We start from the raw sequence: 18,813 nt of genomic DNA, 5'->3' as shown, positions 1-18,813 counted from the left end.
TGTTGCCTGACCCGATATTGATCGACAGCCATTGTCACTTGAATTACAAGGGCTTGGTGGAGGATCAGCAGAATGTGCTGGAACGTGCGCGGCATGCCGGCATCGGCCTGATGCTGAATATCGCCACGCGCGAAAGCGAATGGGACGCGGTGCTGGCAACGGCGGTGCGCGAACCCGATGTCTGGGCCACGGTCGGCATCCACCCGCATGAAGCGGACGAGCATCCGCACATCGACACCGCCAAGCTGGTCGAGCGCGCCACCCATCCCCGCGTCGTCGGGATCGGCGAGACCGGCCTCGATTATTATTACAACCATAGCGACCGGGACCGGCAGCGCGGCAGTTTTCGCGCCCATATCGCCGCCGCACGCGAAACCGGCCTGCCACTGATCGTCCATACGCGCGAGGCGGAAGAGGACACGCTGACCATCCTGCGCGAAGAAATGGGGAAGGGGACCTATAGCGGCGTCATCCATTGCTTCACCGCGAGCGGGGCCTTTGCCGACGGCGCGCTTGACCTTGGTTTCTACATCAGTCTTTCAGGGATAGTGACCTTTAAAAGCGCGAAGGACCTTCAGCAAACGGCCGCGCGCCTGCCACTCGACCGGCTGCTGGTGGAAACGGATTCGCCTTTCCTCGCGCCCGTGCCGCATCGCGGCCGCCCCTGTGAACCCGCCTATGTCGCCGACACGGCTCGCTTTCTCGCCGGTTTGCGGGGCGAGAGTGTTGACGAACTGGCGGCGGCGACCTCCGCCAATTTCCACACGCTGTTCTCCAAAATTGGAGGAGGGGCGCGCCGATGAGCTTCAAGCTCACGATTTTGGGCAGCGGCACATCCTCCGGGGTTCCGCGCATCGGCAATGACTGGGGCGATTGCGATCCCACCGAACCGAAAAACCGGCGCACCCGCGTCTCGATCCTCGTCGAAAGCCCGACCACGCGTATCCTGGTCGATACGTCGCCCGACATGCGCATGCAGTTGCTCGATGCCGATATCATTCATATCGACGCGATCCTGTGGACCCACGATCATGCCGATCACAGCCACGGGCTGGATGATGTGCGCCAGCTTTATCATCACCGCCGCGCGCCGGTGCCCGGCTATGCCCGCGCCGAAACGCTCGCGCTCCTGCGGCAGCGCTTCGCTTACGCCTTCGATGGGCGCAACGGCTATCATCCGACGATAGAGCCGCATATCCTGCCCGACGGCCTGCGCATCGGCGATATCGACATAAGCTGCGTCGATCAGCCCCATGGCGATATCTATTCCACCGGCTTTCGCTTTTCCCACAAGGGCCGCTCGATCGGCTACGCGACCGATTTTCACGCCCTGACGCCGCAGATGCTGGCGCTGTATGACGGGCTGGACATATGGGTGGTCGATGCGCTGCGGATGAAGCCGCATCCCACCCATCCCCATCTGGCGCTGACCCTCGATGGCATCGCCGCCGCGCGCCCCGGCCAGGCGATCCTGACCCATATGGACCAAAGCATGGATTATGCGACGCTGCGGGCCACATTGCCGCCGGGCGTGGAGCCGGGATATGACGGCATGGTCGTCGATCTGGCCACGGCGGAGGGCCGCGGCTGATGGCGACGGATCAGACGATGTCGAGCCTCTGGTACATATTGGCGCTCGTTATCGTCGGCTCGGCCTTGATCGGGCGCAGGATGCCGCTGGGCGGATTGTTCCGCATGGCGCTGCTGTGGGTCGTGATCTTCGGCGCTTTGTTCGGCCTGTTCACGCTGGGGCAGAAACATGGGTTTTTCCCGGCCGACAGGATGGTCGACCGGGGTGAACCAAAGGATGGGCCACCAACAGTCATGCCGCAAGCGCGGGCGCTCGGGCAGGCACTGCGCATTCCGGTGGCGCCCGACGGTCACTATTGGGTCGAAGCCACGGTCAATGGCGCGCCCGCCCGTTTTCTGATCGACAGCGGCGCCAGCATCACGGCCCTGTCCGTCAACAGCGCGCGGGCGGCAGGTCTCAATTTCGATCTCAATGCACCCGGCGTGCCCATGTTTACCGCCAATGGACGGGTCGACGCCAAGCGTTCATCCATATCGACGCTCACGATGGGGCCGATCGGGATAAGCGACCTCGATGTGGTGGTGTCGCCCAGCTTCGGGGAGGTCAATGTGATCGGCATGAACATGTTGTCGCGGCTGAAAGGCTGGGGCGTGCAGGATGGCCAGATGGTGCTGACGCCGTGACCCCCACCGATGCGGTGCCCGCGCCCAGCCAACGCCAGCGGCTGAAAGCGATTATCGGCGGATCGACGGGCAATCTGGTCGAATGGTATGACTGGTATGCCTATTCGGCCTTCACCCTCTATTTCGCCCCGCATTTTTTCCCGAGCAAGGATCGTACCGCGCAATTGCTGAGCGCGGCGGGGATTTTTGCAGTGGGCTTTTTGATGCGACCGATCGGCGCGTGGCTGATGGGCGTCTATGCCGACCGGCATGGTCGCAAGAGCGGCTTAACCCTGTCGGTCGCGCTGATGTGCGCGGGGTCTTTGCTTATCGCGGTGACGCCGGGCTACGAACTGATCGGGGTAGGGGCGCCGGCACTGCTCGTACTGGCGCGCCTAATGCAGGGGCTTTCCATCGGGGGCGAATATGGGGCGAGCGCCACCTATCTCTCCGAAATGGCGGGGCGCAATCGGCGCGGCTTCTATTCCAGCTTTCAATATGTGACCCTGATCGCCGGGCAACTTGTGGCGATCTGCGTGCTTCTGGCGCTGCAATCGATCCTGGCCCCCGCGCAACTCGATGCTTGGGGCTGGCGGATTCCGTTTCTGATCGGCGGAGCGCTGGCTGTCGTGGTGTTCTGGCTGCGGCGCGGCCTTGCCGAAACGCAAAGCTTCCACACGGCCAGGGCCGCAGGTGCGCCAAAATCGGGGTTCGTCGAACTGGTTACCAAGCATCCGCGCGAGACGATGACGGTGATCTTACTGACCGCCGGGGGCACGATCGCCTTTTACGCCTACTCCATCTATATGCAGAAATTCCTCGTCAACACGACCGGCCTTAGTCGAGAATCGGCGTCGGAAATTAATGCAGTAACACTGTTTATTTTCATGCTGTTGCAACCTTTGGCGGGAGCCTTGTCCGACCGGATCGGGCGAAAGCCGCTGATGATCGGCTTCGGGATATTGGGCATGGCCTTCACCTATCCGATCTTTTCGGCGCTGGCGGTCGCAAAGGATGCTGTTACCGCAGGTCTGCTGGTGATGGCGGGCCTGATTATCGTGACCGGCTATACCTCCATCAACGCGGTGGTGAAGGCGGAGCTTTTTCCGGCGCATATCCGGGCCTTGGGCGTGGCTTTGCCGTATGCGCTGGCCAACACGCTGTTTGGCGGCACGGCGGAATTTGTCGCTCTGTGGTTCAAACAATCCGGCATGGAATCGGCTTTTTACATATATGTCAGCGCGATGATCGGCATATCGCTCATCGTCTATGTCCGCATGCGCGACACACGGACGCATAGCCTGATCCAAGAAGATTGAGGTTCAGCGACACCACGCGACGAATAATTTAACATAATATATATTATCGAACATTATTTAATAATGATCCGAACTTGCCGCCCTCCGATCAATGTTCATAGAATATGCGACACAAGAGATGCATATGGCGACAGATGAGCCGTTCGACTCGGGAAATTACTCGGTTCACGGACGCGCCCGCTTCGCCGTAATGGAGAAATGACGTGCCCGAGTTCGTAATTGACGAGCAAAAACAACTGGTTCGGGCGACGCACCTTCAGGACGGTCTGCTTACGGTGGATGATGTCCAACGGTTCAACACCAATTTCGATCAGTTGATCGCCGTTGCAGCAAAGCGTTTCCCGAGGCTCCTGCTGCTTATTGATGCCAGCAAAATGTCCGTGCAACTGCCCGAAGTCATGGAACATTTTACCCGGCCGGAGCGGATGCTCAGGGGACCCGACGATCGTTTTGCGCTGGTCGTCGGATCAAATCTCGCCAAGCTTCAGGCGCGCCGCGTTCTGGGCGACGATAGCCGCCTTGGGGCCTTCCTTACCCCGGAAGAAGCGGAAAACTGGCTCCGGATGGCAGGCTGACGGCTAATCACCCGGCGCTGGCCGGCCCCTCACGCCCCTGTCCTATCACGACTTTCATTATCAACGCGCGTTTCCTGTCTATTTCGGTCGGCCGCCTCAAAATGAGCGATCTGATCAGCCGAGGCCTTCTTGAATGCAGCACGGCCCGTCACGCGCGTGACATAAGCTTCGGTCGCGGGTCGGTTGCCTACAGCGCGGACGTCCGTAATGCGCAGCGTATCCGCCATCACCAGATCTGCGACGGTAAAGCGCGCCCCAGCAAGCCATTCCCGCTCGCCGAAAATTCTTTCCATATGGTCAAGGCGCTGCCCCATCCACTCGGTCAGGCCGTTATGAGCGTCGCCATATAGCTTCAGAAACCACCACGGCACGGTAACCATCTCGATCGAATTGAGCGCCGCGATCGTCCATTGCAATGTCTCGGCCTCTCCGACGGGATCGCGCGGCATCAGGGTGTCGCTTTTCCGCGCTAGGTAAAGCAGCCCGGCACCGCTTTCGAATATCTCTACGTCCCCGTCCTTCAGAAAGGGGACCTGGCCAAATGGCTGATCCGCCAGATGATTGGTTTCGCGGCCATCGAACGCAACCGTTCGCACCACATAGGGAAGGCCCGCTTCCTCACACGCCCATCTGAGTCGCAGGTCGCGCACGAAACCACGCGCGCCTTGAGGAACCCAATCGAAGGTCCAGATGGTAAGCCCGCTCAAAGCCCCTTCCTTTCGGTTCCGGATGACGACAATTTCGTCAGATGATGAACGCTAGCGTAACGAGTTATACTCATCTGACGGAAGGAATTTGGGGCGCAAATTGTTCCACGGGGATAAGAATAATAAGGGAGAGACCCATGCAGCAGGCGACGCCTTATCGATTGAAGCCAGAGTGGCGCAAGGAACGGCGGCAATCTGCGAGCATCTCATGCACCGTTCTGTGGGACGGCTTGTACGAATACGCCACGATTCGAGATATTTCCATCTATGGCGCTCAGTTGGAGGGTTTCTGCTTCCCGCCGGTTGGCACCCGCATATCGATCATCGCCGAGGGGCTGGAGATATGCGCCACGATCATCTGGCTGGGCGACAATAAATGCGGCGTTTTGCTGGCGCGTGAGGTCGATCCGGTGGCGTTCATTCGCCGCCATTCCATTCGCGAAATCTCCCCGCGCGAGCCGTCACCGGTAAATATCACGCAGATTTCGTTCCGGCGATATGCCTAGCGTACCAGCAACTGCGCACTATGCTCCTTGGTTACCGGGCTTCAAACAGTATATAGGACCTAGGGATTTGCACGCACGTGCGATGGGTCTATAGCGTCGCATCGTCGAGAGCGCTCGCGGGTGAGTCCGGTTAGCAAAGGAATATGTCTCTATGAACGCCTATATCGTGTCTGCTGTTCGAACCGCTGGCGGACGGCGCAATGGACGCCTGTCTGGCCGCCATCCGGTTGAGCTGGCCGCCGAGGTTTTGAACGCCGTGGTCGCGCAGACAGGCATTCCCCCCGAAGTCATCGATGACGTCATTCTGGGCTGCGTGACGCAATATGGCGAACAGTCGCGCCAGATCGCGCGCTTCGCCGTGCTCGCCTCGAAACTGCCGGACTCCGTGCCGTCGGTGACGATCGACCGCCAGTGCGGCTCGTCGCAGCAGGCGGTCCAGTTCGCGGCGCAGGCGATCATGTCGGGCACGCAGGATGTCGTGATCGCGGCCGGGGTCGAGAGCATGAGCCGCGTCCCGCTGGGCGCCGCGACCAACAGCGCCGAAGGCAAGACGCCGATGGTGCAGGCGATTCGCGACCGCTATGGTGTGAAGGATTTCAGCCAGTTCGGCGGCGCGGAAATGATCGCCAAAAAATGGGGCTTCACGCGCGAGGATCTCGATGCGTTCGGGCTGGAAAGCCACAAGCGTGCGATGGCTGCGACCACCAGCGGCGCCTTCGACGCCGAAATCGTGCCGATTGCGATTACCCTGGCGGATGGATCGGCGGACATCCACGTCAAGGACGAAGGCATTCGCTGGGATGCGTCGCTTGAAAGCATGGCCACGGTAAAAACGGTTCTGGACGGCGGCCTGATCACGGCGGCCACATCGTCGCAGATCACCGACGGCGCTTCGGCGGTCATGATCGTGTCGGAAAAGGCGTTGAAGGAATATGGCCTGACGCCGATCGCGCGGATCGCGAGCTTCACCGTAACCGCGGGCGACCCGATCATCATGCTCGAAGAACCGCTCTATGCGACGGACAAGGCGCTCAAGCGCGCGGGCATGCACATTAATGATATCGACCTGTTCGAGGTCAATGAGGCGTTCGCGCCCGTGCCACTCGCCTGGCTGAAGCATACGGGCGTCGATCCGCTCAAGATGAACGTCAATGGCGGCGCGATCGCGCTCGGCCATCCGGTGGGCGCTTCGGGTGCGAAGCTGATGGCGACCCTCGTGCATGCTTTGCGTGCGCGGGGCGGCAAATATGGCCTGCAAACCATGTGCGAAGGCGGTGGCCAGTCGAACGTCACGATCGTCGAAGCGCTGTAATGCTATGCAGGCCAGCGTCCGCGCAATGGATCGCGGACGCTGGCCTGTACCATGAGTGATGCCCGGTTATCGATGAGTCGTCCCCTAAGCCGGGATTTCCGATCCGATGACCCAAGGCTACTGCTCCTCTTGCGCGAAAGGCTCGCCGGTCGCGGATGCCAGCCTTCGTTCAGCATCGCGCGGCGCGCGGCTTCCAGGCCGTGATCGGCAAGAAGCTGACGCGCGACCTTCGGAATTTACGCGCTATTTTCCAGGGCATTCCCTCGCGCCTCTCGGGCTTGCGGGCTGGTCATAGCGGTCTCCTTGCATAACGGAGACTCTCTCCATATGGCCGCGATCAGCGGAGACCATCTCCTAATTTCAGCGGCGTTGCTGCACGCGTAAATGCGTTCGGAACAACGCGGCAGCCAATGCCTCAGGATATTTCATGTCGAAAAAACAAATGCTTATCGGTATGCACCTTGGCAATGGCTATGGTTCTCAGCCCGGCGCGTGGCGCATGCCGGGGGTCGATCCCAAAGGCTATACGAACTTCGACAATGTCGTGCGCTATGCGCAGGCGGCCGAAAGGGGAAAGCTGCAATTCCTGTTCCTGCCCGATTTCCCGGCGTTGATGGGCGATATCGCGACTGAAGCGCCGATGGTTACGCTCGATCCCATGCTGACATTTGCGGCGATCGCGCGCGAAACTGCGCGAATTGGCCTGGTCGCCACAGGATCGACCACATTCACCGAACCCTATAATCTCGCGCGACAGTTCAAGGCGTTGGACATTATGAGCCACGGACGGGCCGGCTGGAATGCCGTGCCGACCGGCGATCCGATCGCCGCCGCAAATTACGGCCGGGACCTGCCGCCGCGCGCGGAGAAATATGAGCGGCTGCACGAGACCATTCAACTGGTGCAGGCGCTGTGGGGAAGCTGGGGACAGGACGCCTGGATCCATGATGCCGCTTCGGGGCGGTTCGCGGACCCCGGCAAAATTCAGCCCATCAATCTGCGCGGACGTCATGTCGGGTCGCGCGGCCCCCTGCCCCTGCCCCCATCCGAGCAGGGCCAGCCCGTGATCTTTCAGGCCGGCGGGGGCGCGAACGGGGCGGAGGTTGCGGGCCGCTATGCCAGTGGCGTCATCGGCGCGACCTATACGATCGAGGATGCCCGCGCCCAGCGCGCCACACTTCGCGAGGCCGCCGCACGGGTGGGGCGCGACCCGGACCAAGTCAAATTCTTTGCCGGCGTGATGTCGACTATAGCCCCCACAAAGCGCGCGGCGCTGGATCGGCGGATTGCGCTCACCCAGCAGACTTTCCCGCAGCGGATCGCCTATCTCGGGCAGATGCTCAGCCTCAACCTCGATCATCACGCGCTGGACGAGCCGCTTTCGCAGCCGCAGTTGGCCGCCGCCCGCCCTTCACCCTTTGATCCCCGTTCGGCCAATGCCTTGGAAATCGCGCGGCAAGGCTGGTCGCTTCGCGATATTCTCGCGCATGGCGTGATCGATTATCACCCGGCCATCACCGGCCCCGGATCCGATGTCGCGGACCATATGCAGCAATGGTTCGAAGCGGGCGCGGTGGATGGTTTCTGGATTTCGGTGGATGTGTATGAGGACGGCGTCGACGCTTTCGTCGACGAAGTGGTGCCGATCCTTCAACAGCGCGGGCTGTTCCACGGCGATTATGAGGGCGCGACTTTGCGCGACCATCTGGGCGCGAAACCGCAATATGGGATCGATCCGCGCATTCAGCGCTAACGGATGTCCGCGCAGGGGGGGGCAAGCGCGCTTGAAATGCGCCTGCCCCCTGCCCCTGCCGATTAGCCTCGCCGCCTATCGGTAGCTATCGCCGTTTCACTCCGCAGCCTTGACGTCTTCCGGCGCGAAGGATTTGCGCAGCGTCTTGTGCGCGATCAGCCAGGTGCCGTCGATCTTCACATACTCATCTTCATATTTGACGTGAAAACGCAGCCGCTCGCCACTTTTGCGCTGAGTCTCGACCAGGGCGAAAGCAGTGCCGCGTGCTGTCGTCGGCGTGAGATCGACGACGATCTGGTTCGTCATAAGATGGACGATAGTGTCGACATTGGCCACGAGTTTCTCGCCATACGCCCGGATCGCATCGCGGCCCTCAAAGCGTGCATCGGCAAAAAAAGCGCTTTCGTCGAGAACGCCGTTCGGCGCGAATATGTTGGCCCAGTTCTCCGGCTCGAAACTATCGACATAATAAGCGTATTTATAGTTCAGCTCTTGGATCGCCAGGCGGTCATCTGCGCTCATCTTCACCTTCTCCTTAAATTCCTGTTCTTGCGTCAGGCGCCGTCAAGATGGCTACCGCTCAATGGAGCGCCAAGGCAGCGAAAACGCATTAGATATTCCGATCTGGTTGCTGCGGGCGCGCCGCCGGCAAGCAAGTGCCTATCTGACCCGGCTAAATGCATTTCTATCGACGTCGAGAAGCTCCTCAACCGCCTCATGCAGCTTGGAAATATATGTCTTGCTCGCATAGGGCTGAATAAGGCTGATATGATGAATGCAACAGTCATAGATCGCGATCAGGCCATCACAATTTTCATCATGACCTGATCTCGCGGCGCCCAGACGGTTCACCCAGATAGCCCACATATTCTCGCCCAGTATCTTCGGGCTGTTGGGAGCGGTAAATGGCGAAATTTCGCCACAGGCTATCGCATCCTCGATCCGCTGGATGGAGCCGGAGATCGCGGTTGCCATGATCCTGCGATAGCTTTCGGCAAGATGAGGATCGGTCGCCGTAAAGTAGGTGAGCGATTCAAAGAAGAAATGATAGCGCCACATCAGGCTGAAAAGCTGCACGATATATTCCGCCAGCGGCCGGGCGCCCGGCACGCGAGGCGCTGCGAACACCTGCGCCGCCTCGATTTCCAGACGATCTATCAGCGAATAGATGATGTCCTGCTTTTTGGCGAAATGATAGGTCAGGTTTCCAGGGCTGATCCCCAGGTTCGACGCGATCTTGTAAATGGCGACGCGGTCCACGCCGTTGCTGTTGAAAAGCTTAAGCGCGGTCGATAAAATGCGTTCAGGAGTGGATTCGCCGCTCAACCAATTATCCCGTCGCGGTTAGTGTTTAGGACCTAGTCATATCATACGCGCCCGGCGCGTCAACCAGAGGGTAGCGGCGGCTGGCGGTTGCGTAAAGGTCGTCTCATCGAAACAATATTGAACGGACGCTCTTAGAATTCTAGGGAAGAGGAATGGCCCCGCTCCTCGCGCGACGCGACGGTGATCGGTGGTTTGGATTTCATGGTGGAGAGAATGCCTGTGGCTAAGGTGTATAGATTTTCAGGATATCATCAGGGCAAGGTCAACGGGAATATCGAGGACGTTTGGGCGCTTGTGACCGACTGGGGCAGCCTCGCCTGGTATGAAGACGACACCAATCCCGACCATCTCAAGATGATGGATAGCTGGCTGGAAGGCGAGCCAGGCGCGGTGCCACGCACGCGGGTCATGTCGCGCGGTGAAGGCGCGGTCAAGAATGGCGGGCCGGAAGAAAATCGCGAAGTCCTGCTGGTCGAAGACAAGGTTGCGCATAGGCTCTATTATGACGCGACCGACGATTTCGTACCGGGAATTCGCAATTATATGGCGACCTGGGCATTTGACGAAACGGACGATGGCGGTTGCATGATGACCATCTCTTCCAATTTCGACGTCATTCCGGCCGAAAATGGCGAGTTGTACGGCTCGACGTTGCAGGGTGTTTATGTCTCGATCGCCAACAGTCTGGACAAATATTTCACGCGCGCGAAGGCCGCGAAAAGCGCCGCCTGAGGCGACTTAGCCGATCAAAGTTTTTCAGAGCGAGAGGATGTGGCCCGATCGGATCGGACCACATCCTGTAAGTGCCGGAATTTGAAGATGGATAGTCGTTCCGGCGAAATCGCCGAGCTATGTGATCGTCAGCAGATTATCGACGTCATTCATCGATACTGTCGGGCGGCCGACAGGCTGGATATTGCTCTTTTCAAAACCACATTCTGGGACGAGGGCAGGTTTCACGGCGGACCGGCCGAAGGACCCGCGCTGACGATAATACCGCATCTGTTTGAAACGCTGATCCCCAATATGCGGGAGGCGAGCCAGCACAGCATTTCCAACATTCTGATCGAATTCGCGGGGGACACGGCGTTCGTCGAATCCCATTTGACGGCCTTTCATCTATCCCATCCGACCCATGAGAGCCGCGCAGCCCTGATGGGTGAAGCCAATGCGCTAGCCGCCGGTTTTAAAAATGATGACGTGATCGAATTTACGTTCGGCGGTCGCTACATCGATATCTTCGAACGCAGGCAGGGCGAATGGCGCATCATGGAGCGCAAGATCGTCCCTGAATGGAACCGGGCGTTGCTGTATACCGGGATCAGGCACAGCGGGCAGTATGACCTGCTGCAACACCGCTCATCCAGAGACAGGAGCGATCCGGTCTATGCGCGGTAACGGCTGAATCGAACGGCCGTATCATTACAGGAAGATGACATCTGCGCTTGTGACCGCCCTGTCAGACAGAGCGTAATGCGCGGGTGCCCGTCGATAGCAACACCAACCGCAGAGACATCTCAACCACCGAGCAGATAAGCCTGGCGCTCTGACGGGCGGGGGACGAAAGACCGTGACGACGGCCCTGCCCTCGCCCGCGAGGAACTATTGAGCCGTCAGCCCGCCATCGACCGGAAGAGCTGCGCCCGTCACGAAGCTGGCCGCGTCCGAGGCCAGGAAGGCAAACACACTGGCGATTTCAGACGGCTCAGCGCCACGATTCAGCGGCATCCGGGCGATGAAAGCGTCCCCGTCCGCCCCCAACCGGCTCATCGTGTCCCTGACCATCGGCGTCAGCACCACCCCGGCGTGAACCGAATTGACCCTGATCTTCGATGGCGCGAATTCGATGGCGGCGGCCTTGGTCATGCCTGTCACCGCGAATTTGGAAGCGCAATAATCGAGATTGTTGGCCGCTCCGACCAGCCCATAGCCGGAAGAATTGTTGATGATGGAGCCGCCACCCGCGCGGATCATCGATGGCAGAACCAGCTTCATGCCCAGGAATACGCCGTCCTGGTTGATCGCGCACACCAGGCGAAATTCTTCCAGCGCCAGTTCCGACGCCGGCTTCCAATGACCCGAGTGACCCGCATTGTTTACCAGAACATTCACCGGCCCAAACGCCGCTTCGGTTTCCTCGATCGTGCGTTCCCAGTCGGCTTGCTTGCTGACGTCCAGGCGCGAAAAACGGACCCGGTCGCCCAATTCGCTGGCGAGCGCCTCGCCAGCTTCGGTCTGGATATCGCCCAGGGTGACGCTCGCACCCAATTCGTGGAACATGCGGACCGCAGCCGCGCCGATGCCGCTCGCACCGCCGGTGATGATCGCAACCCTGCCTGTAAGATCGAACATGGACGGCCCTTTTGTAATTCAGTTCTGATTATGGATCTTACTTCGCGGTAAACCCGCCATCTACGACCAGCGCGCTGCCGTTGCAGTAGAGCGCATCCTCCGACGCAAGAAAGGCGATCGCCGCCGCCATGTCCGATGCCTGGCCCAGACGGCCAGCGGGGATACTGTTGACGACATCAGCAAAATGGCCTTCGTCGGTCGCGTCCCCCAACATGGCCGTCGCGGTATAGCCAGGGTGCACCGAATTGACCCTGATGCCATGTCGGGCCGTTTCGATCGCCAGCACCTTGGTCAACATCTCAACGGCACCCTTGCTCGCGCAATAGGCGCCGCCGGTTTCGCCCGCCACGATCGACGCGGTCGAGCAAACGTTGACGATCGCACCCCGCGTTCCGGTCGCCTGCATTTCGCGCGCGGCCATCCGGCAACCCAGGAAGGTCATGCCGCCATTCACGTCGATTATGTGGCGCCAGTCGTCCAGAGTCGTGTCGACGATCGGACTGACCTTGCTGATCGCAGCGTTGTTTACGAGAATATCGAGCGCACCGAATTCGGCCTTGGTCGCGCGCAGCACTTCATCCCACGCGGCTTCATCCGTGGCGTCATGGGCCAGCCCAATCGCCCGGTGGCCTGCCTGCTGCAATTCGGCCGCCCGCTTCATCACCTCGGCATGATTGATGTCGGTCAGGACGACGCGGGCGCCCTCCTCGGCCAGCCTGGTCGCGGTGGCAAAGCCCATCCCGATGGGAGACGCCGCTCCGGTTACTATCGCTACCTTATCCCGCAAGCCACGCATGGTCGATCCTCTTCCATATTGTTCTGGCCGCTGGCCATATGCTTGCCAACGACGGTCTCGAAGCCATCTTCCCGCCTGCAATAGTATGCGTGTCCTAGTCAAGTCAACACCATTGCCTTGCGGACCCGAGCGACGGTTGCCGGGCCGCTTGACACTATCGCAGCGGGCTTAGTAATCCTTCCTCCGACGTTGGCCGTGCCTCCGGGCGAGCGACGAATTTAATGGCCGCGGTGGGACTTTTGATTGCTGTCCTGGGAGATCGCGGCGGCCCCATAAAATGGAGTTGTGGATTGAAGATCGGCCTATCCATTCCCAACAACTGGGGTATCGCCGACGTCAGCGAACTGATCGAGATCGGCGTGCTGGCGGAACAGCAGGGGTTTCACTCGCTCTGGACCTCGGAGCATCTCACCAACGTCAGCTATGTGCGTGATCGCATCGGCGAGGCTCCCTATTACAGCGCCTTGTCTGTCCTTTCCGCTTTAGCGGTGAAAACGTCCCGTGTGATGCTCGGCACCTCGGTCCTCGTCATTCCATTCCATAGTCCGTTTTTCGTGGCCAAATATTTTGCCACGCTCGATCACCTCTCAAAAGGACGCGCCATCCTCGGCGTGGGCATCGGCAATGTGCCGGAAGAATTTGAGGCGCTCGGCATCCCCTGGAACAAGCGAGGCGCGCTGACCGACGAGGCGATCGCCATCATGCAAAAGCTGTGGTCGCAGGAATCCGCCGATCATGCGGGTAAGAACTGGGCATTTTCGGATGTGCATAGCTCGCCCAAACCTTATGGCACGGCCATACCGATCTGGGTGGGCGGGATCAGTCCAGCCGCCTTGCAGCGGACGGCGCGCGTCGCCGAAGGGTGGCAGGGGGTCGCCGTCACCCCGGACGAATTTGGGCGCATGCTCGGGGAAATCCGGGCACAAGCCGCCGCGATCGGCAGGCCAGCGGACTCGATCGCGGCCAGCATGCGCATCAATATCGCCTTTGCGGACGAAGGCATGACCGAAAGCGAACGGAAAGCAGCGATCGACGTCGACCGGCCCGGCGATATCGAGCAAGTGGTCGAACATTATCAGGCGGCGGGCGCGACCGAAATTATCTTCGCGCTCAATTGCCGCAGGCCCGGCGCCGTCAAGTCGGCCATCATGAAAATCGCCGACGCCCTCGCGCACTGCCTGTACCATGGAGCAGCATCATGACAGTTTCGATCAACGCCACCATTGCCGCCCCGCTGGACGATGTGTGGGCCATGATATCCGACTTCCCCAATCTGCGCCGCTGGCATCCGCTGGTCGAGCGGTGCGACACGGAAGGAACCGGAGAAGGCGCCGTTCGGACGGTTCATTTTGCCGACAGCTGGGCGGCCGAGCGGTTGGAGCGGCTCGATAATGACCAGCATATCCTCCATTACGCGGTCATCGATGGCAGCAACCCGTCAGCGATCGGTCTCAATGGCGCCATCAGCCTGATCGCGGCGCAGGACGGGTCCACCGAGCTGGCTTGGACGTCCGGGGTCGATCCGGCCCGGCCCGACGCGAAGGCGCTGGACGACTATCTGGAGCATTATTATCGCGACCGGATCGAACATCTCAGAGCGGCAGTCGGCGCGACTGGCTGATCTGTCTGGCTCCGCCTATCGGACGCTCAGGACGCTTCTCTGATAAACGGATTGCGGCTCAGTGGCTTGCTGGGCAGGATTTCAATCCTGCCCCCCCGGACCCGCGCATCGAAACGGCGGAGCGGCTCCACAGCCGGACCCACCACCGCATTGCCCGTGCGAATGTCGAAACGCGCGCCATGCTTCCGGCAAATAATATCCGATCCGATCTGCCGCCCGCCTTCGAGCGGAAAATCGAGATGGGTGCAGCGATTTTCCAGCGCGAACACATCCGGATTGATCCGAAAGATCAATATGGACAGACCATCGATCGTGAATGCGCGATGCTTGCCGTTGGGAATGTCCTCAAATGCGCAAACATCGACGTAGGCCGTCATATTTTAGGCGCACCGGCATTCTGCACGAACAGCACGATATCCTCGGTCTTTGAACCCGCGCCGAATACGCCGGCGACGCCCATATCCTTTAGCTCGTCAATATCATCAGGGTGGATCATGCCCCCCAATATGACCGGAATATGACCCACGCCCTTCGCCTGCATCGCGGCGATCAACTGGCGGGTATATTCGACATAAGCCGCTGACGAGAAGCTGACACCGACGATATCGATCTTTCGATCGGCCACCGCGTCCGCCATGCCTTCGACGCTATTATGTTCGCCGATATAATCGACATCGATGCCGCCAGCCTCATCCAGCAGACGCGCCAGCGTGCGGATGCCTTTCGAATGCACGTCGGTGCCCAGCATGCCGAGCATGCAACGAACGGTATTGGGTCTGCTCATGAATAACTCAACGGTGCCTGGAGGTGCCCATAGGGATCGAACGGATGTCCGTTGGCGACGCGAACGGTGCCCCAAATCTCGCCGATGCTCGCATCCGCGATGAATGCGTCGATCATGGCCTGCATGGGATTATTGCCGTCACGCACGACATTATAGACATTTTTGAGCGACGCCGACCAGTTGCCCTGATCGCGCTGCTGCTTCAGTTCGGAAAAGCGGCGGATATGCGCATAGGTGTTGGTGCGGTCGAATTTGAACCGGGTCGGAGCCGGCTCATCTTCGGGCACGAACTGGTTGACGCCGACGATGACGCGCTGGTTATCGTCCAGCTCGCGCTGAAGGTCGAAGTTGAAATCGTCCATCATCTGCTCGATCTTGCCGCTATCGATGGCTTCGATCAGGCCGATTTCCTCGATCCGTGCGAGCATCGCGACCGCTTCGGCTTCCACCTTGTCGGTCAGCGCCTCGATATAATAGCTGCCGCCGAACGGATCGGCGACGCGCGCTGCGCCGACTTCATTGGCGAGGATCTGCTGCTGGCGCGTGGCCAGTTCGCGCGCTTCGTGGGTCGGTACGCAGACCGGCTCGTCAAAGGTACAGGCCTCCAGCGACTGAACGCCACCGCACAGCGCCGCCAGACCCTGAATCGCGGTGCGGGTCAGGTTGTTGAGCGGCTGCTTGTAAACCAGCGACTTGCCCGAGGTGTGGCAGGCGATGCGCAGGCGCTGTGACCGCATATCCTGCGACCCGAAGCGTTCTTTCATCGTCCGCGCCCAATAGCGGCGCAGCGCCCGGAACTTCGCGATCTCTTCGAAGAAATCAATGTCCGAGGTCGAAACCCAGGCCAGGCTGGGCGCGACCTGATCGACATGCAGACCGCGATCGATCAGATCTTCCATCGTCTTGTTGATGATCGCCATGCCAAGCGCGATCTCGCCGGCGGGCGACAGGCCGCGTTCGCGCAGATCATAGGCCTGCGGCATGCCGAGCGCCCATTTGGGGCTGTTGCGGACGCTGAACTCCACTTCGTCCACGGCGATGCGGTGGCCGAAATCGGCTGGCACCAGATGCTTGCCCCAGCCGCACAGCGTCTGTTGCAACATATCGGGCATGTTGGACCCCTGGAGCGTGGCCAACGGCTGGCCGCGCTTCACATGGAGCGAAGCCACCAGCGGATAGGCCATGGCGGCCCAATGCCAGGCGGTGTCCACCTTCGCCAGATCGACGCCGTCGAGCAGCCGCTCCATATCGCGCGTGGTAGGAAGCGAACAGCCTTCCAGCCCGACTTCCGGTCCGAAGGCCGGATGATCGGGATCGACGCTCTGCGTCGTCAGCGGATCGGGCACGATGCTGACCCCGGTCCCGCCGGACGCCAGCACCATTTCCAGACCCTGCCGCGTATCCTCCGGCGATCCATATCCCACGATGTTGCGCAGCGTCCACATGCGGCTACGATACATTTGCGGGTACGCGCCCCGCGTGAAGGGATAGCTTCCCGGATCGCCCAGTTTTTCCTGATAAGCGGCATCGCGCTCTTCGGGGAAGTAGGCTGGATCGGTTTCCAGACCGCTCCATGTCTTGGTCCGGGAAAGCTTGATCTCGACGTTTTCGACGCTTTCGAACAGATTGGCTGTTTCGCTCATACTATATCCGCTCAGCCTCGCCCTATCAGCCGGTCGAGTTCCGCCAGATAATGACGGATCCGATTTTCCGATTCAGACAGAACATATCCGTCGAACGCGGCCGACTCGATCCCCTTCTGAACCTCGGGCACACGCACCGCGTCCTGCGCCAGCACGGAGCCGAAATCCGCCAGCGTCTGCGGCACGATCTTCTCTGGGCGGATCGACCCGTCCCAGCCCGGAGGCGACACCGCTTCCGGACCGAACTGGCCCGGATCCATCACCATATCCTGCGATCCGCCAACCGGCAGGCACAGCGAAATGGCGCGATAATGGCTCTTGCGCGGATCAGTCGCGTGGGGGGTGAAGATCTGGAGCAACAGGGAGTCGCTGAACGCATTGATCGTGACGTTCGGGAATACGAAATAATTCCAGTCATCATTGACCTGATCGTCGGTCAGATCCTTGAAATGATCGTAACCGTGCCGTTCCGCCCATTTGCGGCGCGTCGCGGCGAACGCCTTGTTATATTCATGGCCTTGCAGATGCAGGAAATCATCCGGGTTGCCGCCATAAAATTGCAGGAACGCCTTCATGCCATCGGGGACGGTCTCGCGATCCTCGAAGCGCACCGGCACGCTGCCGATCGGGATGATCATCCGGCTGTTGCCATTGCCATAGAGATCATATTGGCAGCCCAGCGTCTCGGTAAACGGCGCGACCTGCGGGTGCACATCGTCGGCGTGGTAGAATTCGATGAACGCGTCGAGCGCGGTTTTCCAGTTGGCGTCCCAGCACGTTTCGATATCGCGCAGCACCCGATATTTTTCGAACGGATATGGGGCCAGATGTTCAGGAAGGACATCAAGATGTTCGAGCAGCGACTTGCTGTCGGGATCCATGTTGATGAAGACCAGGCTGTTCCAGACGCTGCACTTGACGGACTTCAAGCCCGGCCGGTGCGCGATGGTTTCCTTACGGAAGATAACTTCATCGCGAATTTCGGCATTCTTGCCGTCCAGCCCGAACTTCCAGCCATGGAAATCGCAGGTGAAGACACATGCGCCTTCGCCACCGCTCGCGCTGCCGAAATCGGTATGCACGATCCGGTTGCCGCGGTGGGGACAGACGTTGAAATGCGCGACGATACCGTCATCGCCCTCGCCGGTCCGCACGATGACGAACGACTCTTTGCCGTAGTCCGATTTGAACCAGTCGCCGATCTCGGGAAGGTCCTGGGTCAGGCCGACAAAAAGCCAGCTCTTCGTCCACATCTTGTCCCATTCCAGCGCGGCTTCCTCGCTGCTGTAGAAACGCTTGGGATCGACGCGAGCCGTGCCGTAATCGATATAAGGCGCCTTGGCAGCGGGACTGCCCGGTTCAGCGTCAGGGTAAGTGATGAACCCTGTCCGGTAATCGTAATCCATGGCATCCCTCATTATGTTCGAAAACAGTATGTAGGACCTAATACTTCGGGTAGCCAAACGCAATCCGTTTATCGCCCGCGCCCGATCTCAACGCGCAAGACGAAAACGGCGCTGATGGTCGGCGCGCCGGGACCCGTGATCCGTACGGAATTATGCCACATATATGGCCGGGATGAAAGAAACGGATGGAGGGCGGCCATCGAGATATGACCGATCGACATGCGCAAAAAGATGGCGCGCTCAGCGTGGCTGCGCGTCGAAATCACCTTCTTCTATCGGCAGCCGGATCGAAACATCATCTTCGGGGAGCTGGCTGCTGTCATCATCGCCAACATGATCGAGTCCGGCCATGTCTCCGGCAGTTTCCTCGTCGTCAGCCTTGCTTTCGCGTCCTTGATCGCCCTGCATGATGAGTCTCCATTCCAGGCATCAACCCGGAGGCCTGCGCGTTAGTTCCTGACTAAGCGGTCCCGATATCCCTGTTCGTGGCGAAAACTTGTCTTTACTGCGGGCTACTCGC

At 60.0% G+C, this 18,813-nt stretch carries 22 protein-coding genes; 12 read left to right on the top strand and 10 right to left on the bottom strand.

What is annotated here, in order from left to right; genetic code table 11:
- Positions 1-14 precede the first annotated feature (14 nt).
- The 5 genes from ACODSN_RS09905 (at position 15) to ACODSN_RS09885 (ending at position 4,087) form a co-directional block, all read left to right on the top strand.
- Positions 15-803, top strand: a complete 789-nt coding sequence (locus ACODSN_RS09905) for a TatD family hydrolase (RefSeq protein WP_489055090.1) — start codon at positions 15-17, stop codon at positions 801-803.
- Positions 800-1,591 carry an MBL fold metallo-hydrolase gene (locus ACODSN_RS09900; RefSeq protein ID WP_489055019.1) on the top strand — a complete coding sequence of 264 codons (792 nt, stop codon included), beginning with the start codon at positions 800-802 and terminating at the stop codon, positions 1,589-1,591. The genes ACODSN_RS09905 and ACODSN_RS09900 overlap by 4 nt, the downstream gene beginning before the upstream one ends.
- Positions 1,591-2,214, top strand: a complete 624-nt coding sequence (locus tag ACODSN_RS09895) for a retropepsin-like aspartic protease family protein (RefSeq protein ID WP_489055017.1) — start codon at positions 1,591-1,593, stop codon at positions 2,212-2,214. Before ACODSN_RS09900 ends, ACODSN_RS09895 begins: the two co-directional genes overlap by 1 nt.
- Positions 2,211-3,512, top strand: coding sequence for an MFS transporter (locus ACODSN_RS09890; protein ID WP_489055016.1), 1,302 nt, complete (start codon positions 2,211-2,213; stop codon positions 3,510-3,512). Before ACODSN_RS09895 ends, ACODSN_RS09890 begins: the two co-directional genes overlap by 4 nt.
- A 203-nt stretch (positions 3,513-3,715) precedes the next feature.
- Positions 3,716-4,087 carry a hypothetical protein gene (locus tag ACODSN_RS09885; protein WP_489055015.1) on the top strand — a complete coding sequence of 124 codons (372 nt, stop codon included), beginning with the start codon at positions 3,716-3,718 and terminating at the stop codon, positions 4,085-4,087.
- Positions 4,088-4,116: 29 nt separating this feature from the next.
- Here ACODSN_RS09885 and ACODSN_RS09880 read toward each other — a convergent pair whose 3' ends face one another.
- Positions 4,117-4,794 (bottom strand): glutathione S-transferase family protein, encoded by a 678-nt coding sequence (locus ACODSN_RS09880; RefSeq protein WP_489055013.1) that lies wholly within the window; start codon positions 4,792-4,794, stop codon positions 4,117-4,119.
- Positions 4,795-4,931: 137 nt separating this feature from the next.
- On the opposite strand from ACODSN_RS09880, the gene ACODSN_RS09875 reads away from it, so the two are divergent.
- From ACODSN_RS09875 to ACODSN_RS09865, 3 genes are all read left to right on the top strand, one after another.
- Entirely contained in the window at positions 4,932-5,300 is a 369-nt protein-coding gene (locus tag ACODSN_RS09875; RefSeq protein WP_489055012.1) for a PilZ domain-containing protein, read from the top strand.
- Between the two features lie 151 nt (positions 5,301-5,451).
- The gene (locus tag ACODSN_RS09870; protein ID WP_489055011.1) at positions 5,452-6,612 is read left to right on the top strand and encodes an acetyl-CoA C-acetyltransferase; all 1,161 of its coding nucleotides are present in this window, start codon (positions 5,452-5,454) and stop codon (positions 6,610-6,612) included.
- A 427-nt stretch (positions 6,613-7,039) separates the two neighbouring features.
- A complete protein-coding gene (locus ACODSN_RS09865) occupies positions 7,040-8,365 on the top strand; it encodes an NtaA/DmoA family FMN-dependent monooxygenase (protein WP_489055010.1) in 1,326 nt (441 codons plus the stop codon).
- Positions 8,366-8,461: 96 nt separating this feature from the next.
- Here ACODSN_RS09865 and ACODSN_RS09860 read toward each other — a convergent pair whose 3' ends face one another.
- The gene (locus ACODSN_RS09860) at positions 8,462-8,887 is read right to left on the bottom strand and encodes a nuclear transport factor 2 family protein (RefSeq protein ID WP_489055008.1); all 426 of its coding nucleotides are present in this window, start codon (positions 8,885-8,887) and stop codon (positions 8,462-8,464) included.
- Between the two features lie 138 nt (positions 8,888-9,025).
- Positions 9,026-9,691, bottom strand: coding sequence for a TetR/AcrR family transcriptional regulator (locus ACODSN_RS09855; RefSeq protein WP_489055006.1), 666 nt, complete (start codon positions 9,689-9,691; stop codon positions 9,026-9,028).
- Positions 9,692-9,910: 219 nt separating this feature from the next.
- On the opposite strand from ACODSN_RS09855, the gene ACODSN_RS09850 reads away from it, so the two are divergent.
- Entirely contained in the window at positions 9,911-10,423 is a 513-nt protein-coding gene (locus ACODSN_RS09850; RefSeq protein WP_489055005.1) for an SRPBCC family protein, read from the top strand.
- Positions 10,424-10,510: 87 nt separating this feature from the next.
- Positions 10,511-11,089, top strand: coding sequence for a nuclear transport factor 2 family protein (locus ACODSN_RS09845; RefSeq protein WP_489055004.1), 579 nt, complete (start codon positions 10,511-10,513; stop codon positions 11,087-11,089).
- A gap of 204 nt (positions 11,090-11,293) precedes the next feature.
- Here the strand turns inward: ACODSN_RS09845 and ACODSN_RS09840 are convergent, their stop codons facing one another.
- Positions 11,294-12,043 carry an SDR family NAD(P)-dependent oxidoreductase gene (locus ACODSN_RS09840; protein WP_489055002.1) on the bottom strand — a complete coding sequence of 250 codons (750 nt, stop codon included), beginning with the start codon at positions 12,041-12,043 and terminating at the stop codon, positions 11,294-11,296.
- 37 nt (positions 12,044-12,080) lie between these two features.
- Positions 12,081-12,839 carry an SDR family NAD(P)-dependent oxidoreductase gene (locus ACODSN_RS09835; RefSeq protein ID WP_489055001.1) on the bottom strand — a complete coding sequence of 253 codons (759 nt, stop codon included), beginning with the start codon at positions 12,837-12,839 and terminating at the stop codon, positions 12,081-12,083.
- 290 nt (positions 12,840-13,129) lie between these two features.
- Here ACODSN_RS09835 and ACODSN_RS09830 point away from each other — a divergent pair, with 290 nt between their 5' ends.
- Together ACODSN_RS09830 and ACODSN_RS09825 are read left to right on the top strand one after the other, a co-directional pair.
- Positions 13,130-14,041: a TIGR03619 family F420-dependent LLM class oxidoreductase gene (locus ACODSN_RS09830; protein ID WP_489054999.1), complete on the top strand. Its 912-nt coding sequence runs from the start codon at positions 13,130-13,132 to the stop codon at positions 14,039-14,041.
- Positions 14,038-14,460, top strand: a complete 423-nt coding sequence (locus tag ACODSN_RS09825; protein ID WP_489054998.1) for an SRPBCC family protein — start codon at positions 14,038-14,040, stop codon at positions 14,458-14,460. Before ACODSN_RS09830 ends, ACODSN_RS09825 begins: the two co-directional genes overlap by 4 nt.
- 26 nt (positions 14,461-14,486) lie before the next feature.
- On the opposite strand, the gene ACODSN_RS09820 is transcribed toward ACODSN_RS09825, so the two are convergent.
- From ACODSN_RS09820 to ACODSN_RS09800, 5 genes are all read right to left on the bottom strand, one after another.
- The gene (locus ACODSN_RS09820; protein WP_489054996.1) at positions 14,487-14,837 is read right to left on the bottom strand and encodes a Rieske (2Fe-2S) protein; all 351 of its coding nucleotides are present in this window, start codon (positions 14,835-14,837) and stop codon (positions 14,487-14,489) included.
- Positions 14,834-15,244, bottom strand: a complete 411-nt coding sequence (locus ACODSN_RS09815) for a cobalamin B12-binding domain-containing protein (RefSeq protein WP_489054994.1) — start codon at positions 15,242-15,244, stop codon at positions 14,834-14,836. The genes ACODSN_RS09820 and ACODSN_RS09815 overlap by 4 nt, the downstream gene beginning before the upstream one ends.
- Entirely contained in the window at positions 15,241-16,887 is a 1,647-nt protein-coding gene (locus ACODSN_RS09810) for a methylmalonyl-CoA mutase family protein (protein ID WP_489054992.1), read from the bottom strand. The genes ACODSN_RS09815 and ACODSN_RS09810 overlap by 4 nt, the downstream gene beginning before the upstream one ends.
- 11 nt (positions 16,888-16,898) lie before the next feature.
- The gene (locus tag ACODSN_RS09805) at positions 16,899-18,293 is read right to left on the bottom strand and encodes an aromatic ring-hydroxylating oxygenase subunit alpha (RefSeq protein ID WP_489054991.1); all 1,395 of its coding nucleotides are present in this window, start codon (positions 18,291-18,293) and stop codon (positions 16,899-16,901) included.
- Positions 18,294-18,533: 240 nt separating this feature from the next.
- Entirely contained in the window at positions 18,534-18,701 is a 168-nt protein-coding gene (locus ACODSN_RS09800) for a hypothetical protein (protein ID WP_489054990.1), read from the bottom strand.
- Positions 18,702-18,813: the final 112 nt, after the last annotated feature.

Source organism: Sphingobium sp. FG11 (genome assembly GCF_057809915.1).
Note: the sequence above shows the minus strand (reverse complement) of the source record. Positions and strands in the feature narration are given on the sequence as shown.

Bases quoted from the DNA above. Each gene is read 5' to 3' on its own strand.
- ACODSN_RS09900 (WP_489055019.1), top strand. From the start codon at position 800: ATGAGCTTCAAGCTCACGATTTTGGGCAGCGGCACATCCTCCGGGGTT.
- ACODSN_RS09895 (WP_489055017.1), top strand. From the start codon at position 1,591: ATGGCGACGGATCAGACGATGTCGAGCCTCTGGTACATATTGGCGCTC.
- ACODSN_RS09875 (WP_489055012.1), top strand. From the start codon at position 4,932: ATGCAGCAGGCGACGCCTTATCGATTGAAGCCAGAGTGGCGCAAGGAA.
- ACODSN_RS09870 (WP_489055011.1), top strand. From the start codon at position 5,452: ATGAACGCCTATATCGTGTCTGCTGTTCGAACCGCTGGCGGACGGCGC.
- ACODSN_RS09865 (WP_489055010.1), top strand. From the start codon at position 7,040: ATGTCGAAAAAACAAATGCTTATCGGTATGCACCTTGGCAATGGCTAT.
- ACODSN_RS09860 (WP_489055008.1), bottom strand. From the start codon at position 8,887: ATGAGCGCAGATGACCGCCTGGCGATCCAAGAGCTGAACTATAAATAC.
- ACODSN_RS09845 (WP_489055004.1), top strand. From the start codon at position 10,511: ATGGATAGTCGTTCCGGCGAAATCGCCGAGCTATGTGATCGTCAGCAG.
- ACODSN_RS09840 (WP_489055002.1), bottom strand. From the start codon at position 12,043: ATGTTCGATCTTACAGGCAGGGTTGCGATCATCACCGGCGGTGCGAGC.
- ACODSN_RS09835 (WP_489055001.1), bottom strand. From the start codon at position 12,839: ATGCGTGGCTTGCGGGATAAGGTAGCGATAGTAACCGGAGCGGCGTCT.
- ACODSN_RS09825 (WP_489054998.1), top strand. From the start codon at position 14,038: ATGACAGTTTCGATCAACGCCACCATTGCCGCCCCGCTGGACGATGTG.
- ACODSN_RS09820 (WP_489054996.1), bottom strand. From the start codon at position 14,837: ATGACGGCCTACGTCGATGTTTGCGCATTTGAGGACATTCCCAACGGC.
- ACODSN_RS09815 (WP_489054994.1), bottom strand. From the start codon at position 15,244: ATGAGCAGACCCAATACCGTTCGTTGCATGCTCGGCATGCTGGGCACC.
- ACODSN_RS09810 (WP_489054992.1), bottom strand. From the start codon at position 16,887: ATGAGCGAAACAGCCAATCTGTTCGAAAGCGTCGAAAACGTCGAGATC.
- ACODSN_RS09805 (WP_489054991.1), bottom strand. From the start codon at position 18,293: ATGGATTACGATTACCGGACAGGGTTCATCACTTACCCTGACGCTGAA.
- ACODSN_RS09800 (WP_489054990.1), bottom strand. From the start codon at position 18,701: ATGCAGGGCGATCAAGGACGCGAAAGCAAGGCTGACGACGAGGAAACT.